The 8,526-nt window shown below is 42.5% G+C and carries 8 protein-coding genes; 2 read left to right on the forward strand and 6 right to left on the reverse strand.

Annotated elements, in window-relative coordinates; all coding sequences use genetic code 11:
* From VF500_RS09330 to holA, 4 genes are all read right to left on the reverse strand, one after another.
* Positions 1–504 (reverse strand): sulfotransferase (locus VF500_RS09330; RefSeq protein WP_330859419.1); only part of this gene is annotated, 504 nt, incomplete at its 3' end.
* A gap of 28 nt (positions 505–532) precedes the next feature.
* Positions 533–1,093, reverse strand: coding sequence for an adenylyl-sulfate kinase (gene cysC / locus VF500_RS09335; protein ID WP_330859420.1), 561 nt, complete (start codon positions 1,091–1,093; stop codon positions 533–535).
* A gap of 283 nt (positions 1,094–1,376) precedes the next feature.
* A complete protein-coding gene (locus VF500_RS09340) occupies positions 1,377–1,763 on the reverse strand; it encodes a hypothetical protein (RefSeq protein WP_330859421.1) in 387 nt (128 codons plus the stop codon).
* A gap of 22 nt (positions 1,764–1,785) precedes the next feature.
* Entirely contained in the window at positions 1,786–2,808 is a 1,023-nt protein-coding gene (gene holA, locus VF500_RS09345) for a DNA polymerase III subunit delta (protein ID WP_330859422.1), read from the reverse strand.
* Between the two features lie 134 nt (positions 2,809–2,942).
* Here holA and VF500_RS09350 point away from each other — a divergent pair, with 134 nt between their 5' ends.
* A complete protein-coding gene (locus VF500_RS09350) occupies positions 2,943–3,395 on the forward strand; it encodes a type I restriction enzyme HsdR N-terminal domain-containing protein (RefSeq protein WP_330859423.1) in 453 nt (150 codons plus the stop codon).
* 184 nt (positions 3,396–3,579) lie between these two features.
* Positions 3,580–5,391, forward strand: coding sequence for a glycoside hydrolase family 2 protein (locus VF500_RS09355; RefSeq protein WP_330859424.1), 1,812 nt, complete (start codon positions 3,580–3,582; stop codon positions 5,389–5,391).
* A 285-nt stretch (positions 5,392–5,676) separates the two neighbouring features.
* On the opposite strand, the gene VF500_RS09360 is transcribed toward VF500_RS09355, so the two are convergent.
* Positions 5,677–7,440, reverse strand: a complete 1,764-nt coding sequence (locus VF500_RS09360) for an ATP-binding protein (protein ID WP_330859425.1) — start codon at positions 7,438–7,440, stop codon at positions 5,677–5,679.
* 136 nt (positions 7,441–7,576) lie between these two features.
* Positions 7,577–8,526: class I tRNA ligase family protein (locus VF500_RS09365; protein WP_330859426.1), on the reverse strand; the 950-nt coding region annotated here is incomplete at its 5' end.

Raw genomic sequence — 8,526 nt, forward strand, 5'->3', positions numbered from 1 at the left:
CATACGGCGCCCCCGCCTGAATGCCTTCCATATCAGTCTTGAAAAATATTTACGCGCCATATATTTATTGTCCACCCACTTAAATTCGCGCCTTAAAAGCGAGCTCACTACCGATTGATAATCGCGCAGGATAACCAGGTAGCAGGCATCGGGCAGCAATTCTTTATATGTATCCAGAAAGAGACAGGTTCGCGGGTCTTTCCAGCCCCACTGATCGTACAACTGTTGCTTAACTTTAATGATGCTTTTAAGCTTTTCCTTTTCGTAAACGGTAAACTGTGACACATGATCAACTGTAAGTCCGCTTGTGGGTAGGTTATGATCGGCCAGGATCTCCTCATGCATTTTTAAAAATTCAATATCCTCAAAATGCCCTTCAATATTGCCGTTGCCGGCGGGTACAAGTTTTTCGCCTGTTTGCAGACCGCATTTACTTAGCCATTGGGTAATAAGCGAGGTGCCGGAACGGTGCATTCCGGTAATGATCAGTACTCTTTTTTGCATAAATCAGTTCTAAGCGTCCTTTTATTTGTCAGGAATAGCTTGGTATTTTATTCTTCCGCTTAACAGGATGCAGATTATTTATAATATAATAGAGCAGTGAAGAGGTACTTTGTTGTATGGTATAATTGCAGGTATCAATATACAGGTCGGGCTTAACGGGTACTTCAAACCTATCGTTAATACCTGTAAGGTTGGTTAGTTTATCAGGATGCCCGTCGGGCAGCAATGCCCTTTTATATAAGCCTTTAGTATCGCGGCTTATCAACTTGTTAACCGGGCAATCAACATGAACAATACTTACATGATCATATTTCTCGGCAAGTTCCTGCCTGATATCATCGTATGGATTTATAGCGCTAACAATGGTAACTATGCCCTGCTCGCTGAAGCGACTGGCTACAAAACCCAGGCGGCGGATATTCTCGTTCCGGTCTTGTTTACTAAAGCCCAGATCCCGGCAAAGTGCCGCACGATATTCATCGCCGTCAATAATTTCAATTTTAATACCCAGGCTTGTTAATTCGGCGGCCACACTTTTTGCCAAAGTAGTTTTTCCCGCACCTGATAATCCGCAAAATAAAAGTATCATGCCTTAATTTTTTTATTTAGTATGCCTTATTGATCAGCTTAACATATTGCTTAGGATAAGTGAACTTAGGAAATTAATTGGCTGATGAATTTTGTTACATTGTAAATAATCAATTACACACAGACCAGATCAACGGAAAGTCAGGCTAAAAACCAGCCAATACCGGCTTAAAATGAAGTTTTAATGAATAAATGGGTGTATACGGTCAAACACTAACCAACGCTACAGTTAACAAAAATGTTACGATATTTAATTAATTAGAAATGATTTTGGAGAGTTCTTTTTATACTTCTTCAACTTCTTCTTCAGCAAGCGGCTCTTCTTTATCAGGCGTAAAAAGTAAAACAAGCGCCCCTATTTGTAAGAGGTCAATTATTATAGCAATACAACCTGCATAAATGTTTGTTCTGAAGGTAAAGGGAAGACCTATAAGATCGGGCGTTATGGTTAAGATCAATAATCCCAGTAATACCCATTTGGCCCATTTATACCCCTGCCTGATAAAAAGGGCGAGGACAAGTAAAATACCCAGGGCAATACAAGTGGCTAAAGCAAGATTAAAATTTGCCGACCTTCCTCCGTTCAGGTAATAATAAACCAAATACAAAACTGCCGAAACGCGGATCAGATTGGATGCAAGGTTGGCTTTTGATTGTGATGATAGGGTCATAAAGGCTAAATGAAATTTGGGATCAATGCAATATCTTAAACATCAGCTCTTTCATCAATTCGCCATGCGGTGCATTTGATTCAACACCTTTGCTTTTCAGATCATACTCGCGCAGGTAGCTGATCACCTGGAAAATTTTACCAAGCGGATAATTACGGGCAGCCTGCTCATAATCTTTAATAAAGTAGGGGTTAACGCCCATCTCTTTAGCCAGGTTTTGCGGGGTTTTATCCTTTACATAATGGTATACCAGCACCTTACTGAAAAAGTTGTTCAGGTTACCCAAAACCAGTACAATAGGGTTTGATTTAGGGTTAGCCTCAAAGTAATTGATGATCTGGTTTACCTTGTAAGCATCCTTTTTTGTAAGCGCGGTTTGCAGCTCAAACACATTGTACTCCTTGCTAATGCCGATATTATCCTGGATGTGCTTTAGGGTGATCTCCTGCCCGGCGCTAACGTTCAGCATCAGCTTTTCAAGCTCGTTGGCTATTTTAGACAGATCGTTACCCAGGTACTCGGCAATCATGGCCGATCCCTGCTGGTTCATTTTATAACCTTTATCACTTACATAGCCCTCCACCCAGGCCGGCACCTTATTATCATACAACGTGGCCGATTCAAAGATAAGCCCGTTCTTTTCTATGGCTTTGTACGTTTTCTTACGCTTATCAAACTTGCCGTATTTGTAGCAAAAAACAAGAATGGTACTTGGCAGCGGGTTTTCGAGATAACTCAATACCGGGTCGATGCTTTTTTTGTTGTCATCGTCCTTCCCCCATTTCATGTCCTGCGCCTCTTTTACCAGTACCACCTGGTAGTCGGCCATCATGGGATAACGCTTGGCGGCGTTGAGTACGGTCATGATATCGGTATCCTTACCGTAAACTACGGTTTGGTTAAAGCCGCGCTCATGCTCGGGCAGCACGTGGTGCTCCACGTAATTGCTAACCAGATCTATAAAATAAGGTTCCTCACCATGCAGCAGGTACAGTGGTTTAAACTTACGGTTCTTAAGGTCCTTTAATATCTCGGCAGCAGTCATATTTCGCAGTCAAAAGTACTAAGTCGAAAGTCAAAAGTGGAATGTATTTTTATTTAACGGATGCCCAATGATATATTTGTTAATTTTGAGGCCCAACTTCAGACTAATAACTTACTACTTCAGACTTCTCAAAAATGCTCCAACCGCTTAACCTTCCACCCTATCCTTTTAAAATAAGCGACGATAACGGCACACTGACCCTTTTTGACGAGATCCGAAAAAAAACCATCATCATTACGCCCGAAGAGTGGGTACGCCAGCATTTTGTACAATACCTCATCAAACAAAAAAACTACCCGCGCTCATTAATTAAACTGGAGGGTGGCCTCAAGCTCAACACCCTGCAAAAACGTACCGACATTGTAGTGTTTAACTCCAGCGGCGAACGCATTTTGATGGTTGAATGCAAAGCCCCTTCAGTAACCATCGATCAAAAAACCTTCGATCAGATTGCCAGATATAACATGGTGCATAAAGTATCCCTGTTGGCGGTAAGTAACGGTCTACAGCATTACTACTGTACTATTGATCACGAAAAATGCACTTACCGGTTTATTGAAGAGTTGCCGGTGTATGTGAAGAGGTAATTTATCTGAACCCGAATTTATTGAATTTAGGGAATGAACAGAAAATGCCATGCACATTCCATAAATTATTCAAATTCAATAAATTCGAGTTCAGACAACATCTCCTTTCCAATAAAATGTTATGATAACAGTTATCTATTCCCTATTTTGGGCTGCATAACCTCATCAATTATAACACCTCATTATGAACCTTTACAATAAAGCGATAGCCCTGATCTCAGCATTGATTGTATGCAGCTTCATCGCATCTGCCCAGGAAGCAAAACTCCCTACACAGTGGACAAATACCGCCATACAGGCCGAAGTCCCTTTATCAGAATACCCAAGGCCCCAGCTACAGCGTAACGACTGGCTTTGCCTCAACGGGCATTGGGATTATCGTGGAGGAAAAGACGCACCCAATTCCCTGAAACCTGAAACACCTGCATCGTTTGAAGGCAAACCGGATAAAATATTGGTGCCCTATTGCCCGGAATCTGTTCTATCCGGCATACAGCGCAAACAGGAGATCAATATGTGGTATCGCCGTAGTTTTGAGATCCCTGCCAAATGGCAAAACAAACAGGTTATTGTTCATTTCGGAGCGGTTGATCATGATGCCACTATTTTTGCAAACGGTAAAAAAGCGGGGTCACATTCCGGAGGATACGATTCGTTCAGCTTTAACATTACGCCTTACTTAAAAAAGGGCAGCAATACTATCATTGTTGCCGCTCATGATCCCAATGACGGCAAAACACCATCAGGCAAAAACGGTCCGCGGGGCGATTATACTTTTTCATCGGGCATCTGGCAAACTGTTTGGCTGGAACCGGTAAACAAATCATACATCAAAAATATCCGCCTGCTGCCAGATGTGGAAGGTAAACGTTTAAAAGTGTTTGTTAATACCGAGGGTACGGGCAAGATCAAAGCAGTTGCGCTAAACGATGGCAAAGAAGTTTCGCAGGTTAGCGCAACAGGTGGCTCATATTTCTATCTGCCGATTGACAACCCTGTTTTATGGTCGCCCGATTCGCCGTTTTTATATGATCTGAAGCTTACGTTATATAATGCTGATGGCAGCGAGGCCGACGAGGTTAAAAGCTATTTCGGTATGCGTGATATTAAATTAGGCAAGCTTAACGGGGTGATCAGACCGCTTATAAACGATAAATTCATCATGCAGCTTGGCCTGCTCGACCAAGGCTACTGGCCCGACGGGATTTTAACAGCCTCAACAGAGGAAGCTCTTAAATTTGATATAGAATATACCAAAAAAGCAGGCTATAACCTGATCCGTAAACACATGAAAACCGAGCCGCAACGTTTTTATTACTGGGCCGATAAAATGGGATTGCTGGTTTGGCAGGATATGCCCGCCATATGGTATCAAAATGAAGATACTACAAAAAACAGAAGCGTTTACAGGCAGGAATTAAAAGCGATAATCGACGATCATTATAACTCGCCTTCCATTATTACCTGGGTGCCTTTTAATGAAAACTGGGGTGCTTTTGATGTAAAAAACATCACCAACTGGGTTAAACAATATGATCCGTCGAGATTGGTTAACGGCAACTCGGGCTTTAATAATAATCCCGATTACCAAAAGCCTTACGGCGACCCGGGCAACGGCGATTATGTGGATACACATATTTATGTAGGCCCGTACGGAGCTTCCGTTCCCGATGATCACCGGGCCGCCTCACTGGGCGAATTTGGCGGAGTAGGCTTGTTTGTGCGCGGGCATATGTGGCCTGTACACAACAATGCCTATGATTACGAACCCACCAAAGCAAGGCTTACCGATCGCTATGTTTTTCTGCTCGACGAAGTGGAACAGCTGATGAAATACAAAGGGCTAAGTGTTGCCATTTACACCCAAACCACCGACGTTGAACATGAAGTAAACGGCGTTTTAACCTACGACAGGGCCGTTGAAAAAATGGATACTGAAAGGATTAGGGAGGTGAACCAGGCTGTGATTAAGGAAGGGGATAAATTGAATAAGTAGAAAATCAATGCCATGTCATTGCGAGAAGCGGCACGGGCAAAAGCACTTGGGGCGACGTGGCAATCCCGTAGCTATACAGGGCGGACATGCATTGGCTACGAGATTGCCGCGCTACGCTCCAGCCGTTGTTGGTGTTGTCACCAACAACTCTACTCCTTGCATTTATGGCATTGTATAAGCAACTAAAAGCTTAATAAAGTAATATGAAATAACGTGATTAAAAGAGCATTAAGGATTGTTGTTACCAACAATCCTTAATGGCGTAGATTTTAAATACAACCAAACTCACATTACCTTTTTCAAAGCGTAATTATTAAGCTTTTCCAACAGGTCATCCGGTTTAAATGGCTTGGATACGTAATCGTTCATACCGGCTTCGTACACCTGTTCTTTGATATCAAAGAGTGCGGAAGCTGTAAGCGCAATAATAGGCACGCCTGATTTTTTAGGATCGGCCATTTTACGGATCTCTTTAGATGCATCAAAGCCGTTCATCACCGGCATCTGGAGGTCCATCAATATGATATCAAAATTGCCGTATTGCATAAATTCAACCGCCCGCTCCCCGTTTTCGGCAATGGTTGGGTTTATATTCCACTTGCTCAGCAGTTTCTTCATCAGCATCACATTAACCATATTATCCTCGGCAATTAGCACGCGCAAACAGGCCAGCGGGTTTTGTGCGGGTTGTTTAGTCTCAGGGGCAGCCGCTACTTCGGCCACCACCTCCGTTGATACCGGAAATTCCATATGGAATGAAAATTCAGACCCATACCCCATCGTACTGTTAACCGTTATTTGCAGGTCCTGCAGTTCAAGCAAACGCTTAACGATAGCCAGGCCAAGCCCTGTACCGCCATACTCACGCGTGGTAGCTAACGACTCCTGTGTAAATGGTTCAAATATATTGCCCAGGTTTTCTTTTTCGATACCGATACCGGTGTCCCTCACCGAAAAGTTTACAGTAACGGTATTATGCCTGTCTTCCACGCAAGTAACTCTTACCCATATATTTCCCTGCGGGGTAAATTTTATAGCGTTGTTAACCAGGTTAAAAATGATCTGAGTTATCCGGGTAGGATCGCCAAAAAGCACTTTATTTTTCAACGAGCTATCAACATCGAGCTTAAACAGCAGGCCTTTTTCTTCGGCTTTCAGCATCTGTCCGCCGCAAATATTGTTCATCAGCTCAACAAGGTTAAAGCGGATATTTTCAAATACCACCTTTCCCGATTCAATTTTGCTGAAATCAAGTACATCATTAACGATGGCCAGCAGGTTGTTGGCCGAGAATTTAAGCACTTCAAGATTTTCCCGCTGATCGGGCCGCGGACTGCTCATCATCAGCAAATTACTCATCCCTATAACCGCATTTAAGGGCGTACGGATCTCATGCGACATGGTTGACAGGAACTCCGATTTAACCTGCGCCGATTTTTCTGCCTTTTCAATAGCCGTTTCCATTTGATTGTAAAGCCGGGCCTGCTCCTTGCTGCTATCTTTAAGGTGCTTGATATTTTTTAAGAAAGCAGTATAAAAATGACTATGAATAAAAATGAGCAGTATAAAATTGGCAAACAGGCTGATGATAATGGTAGACTGATCAATTTTATTGGGTTTGATACCGATAACGTACCCGCTGTTATATTCAATGATCATGAATATTAACACCGGTATTGTGTTAAGCAACGAGTAGATGAGCCCCCATTGCTGCCCAAGCATATAATAGCTGAATGCTATAACAATAATAATTACCTGTACAGTAATGATGTTTACTGTTTGCATTGACGCATAAACCAGGCTCGAATTAACCAGGGTGCCAACAATAAGCAGTGCATGCGCCGCACCGCGCCAGTCGGGCCGCCAGGTTAAGTATTTAAATAATACGATTACCGATCCCATTAAAAACAGGGCGGTATAGGCAAGCATTTTTTGGTTTTGGAAATAAACGCTTAGATAAAGAGTGCCAAGGGCAACAAAAATAAGGAAGAACCCATAATACAATAAACGAATCCGGGCCTGGTCAAGGAACGATTGCTCCTTCGACAAAATCTTATAGATCGATAAGTTAAAAAAACTTACTTTATTACTCATATTCAGAACTTAACATTGGCGCTGCAATTTCAACAAGCTACCCTACAATACTGTAGGGTAGCTTGTTATGCAAAGCCTGTAAGTTCTGCAATTAGCAAGCCAAAGCTGCTAAGTTCTGTTCAATGATGGTTAATTTGGCTTCGGCATCGGCCTTTTTCTTTTGCTCAACCTCAATAACTTCGGGTTTTGCATTGGCCATAAACCGTTCGTTCCCCAATTTTGCGTTAACCGATTTCAGGAAACCTAACAAGTATTCCTGCTCTTTTTTCAGTTTCGCGCACTCGGCAACCGGATCAATTTCTTCGCTGAAAGGAATATAAAATTCGTCGGTTGAAGCTAAGAAATTAATAGCTCCTTCAACTTTATCAGCTACGGTTTCAAACTTGCTGATGTTGGCAAGCCTGGCAATAATAGCTGCATATTCCCCGTAGTTGATCCCTGAATTTGATTTAACAAATAATTCGAGCGGCTCTTTGTCTGAAATTTGTTTTGTTTTGCGGGTATTCCTGATAGAAGTAACCGCGTCTTTTACTAACTCAACCTCAGCCAGTAAGCGTGAATTTATTTCCCCAATAACGGGTAATTGCGCTACAATACAGCAGTCTGTTTCGGTACGTTCGCCAAATAGCTCATCATGCCATAACTCTTCGGTAAGGAAAGGCATAAAAGGATGCAATACCTTTAAAATATTCTCAAAGAATTGAATAGTAGCCGTATAAGTTGCCTTATCAATAGGATGCTGATAAGCCGGCTTGATCATTTCCAGGTACCATGCGCAAAAATCGTCCCATACCAGCTTGTAGGTATCCATTAAAGCCTCTGATAAACGGTATTGGGCAAAGTTTGCTTCAATTTCGGTAAGCGCCTGGTTAAACCTGTTGCCAAACCATTCAATGGCTACGGCATTGGGGTTAGCAAGGCTTTCATCAACTTCCCAGCCTTTTACAAGCTTAAAGGCATTCCAGATCTTATTGGCAAAGCCGCTACCCTGTTTACAATAGCTTTCATCAAACATTAAGTCGTTACCGGCAGGCGAGCATA

It is taken from the genome of Mucilaginibacter sp., assembly GCF_036383575.1.
Lineage (GTDB): Bacteria > Bacteroidota > Bacteroidia > Sphingobacteriales > Sphingobacteriaceae > Mucilaginibacter.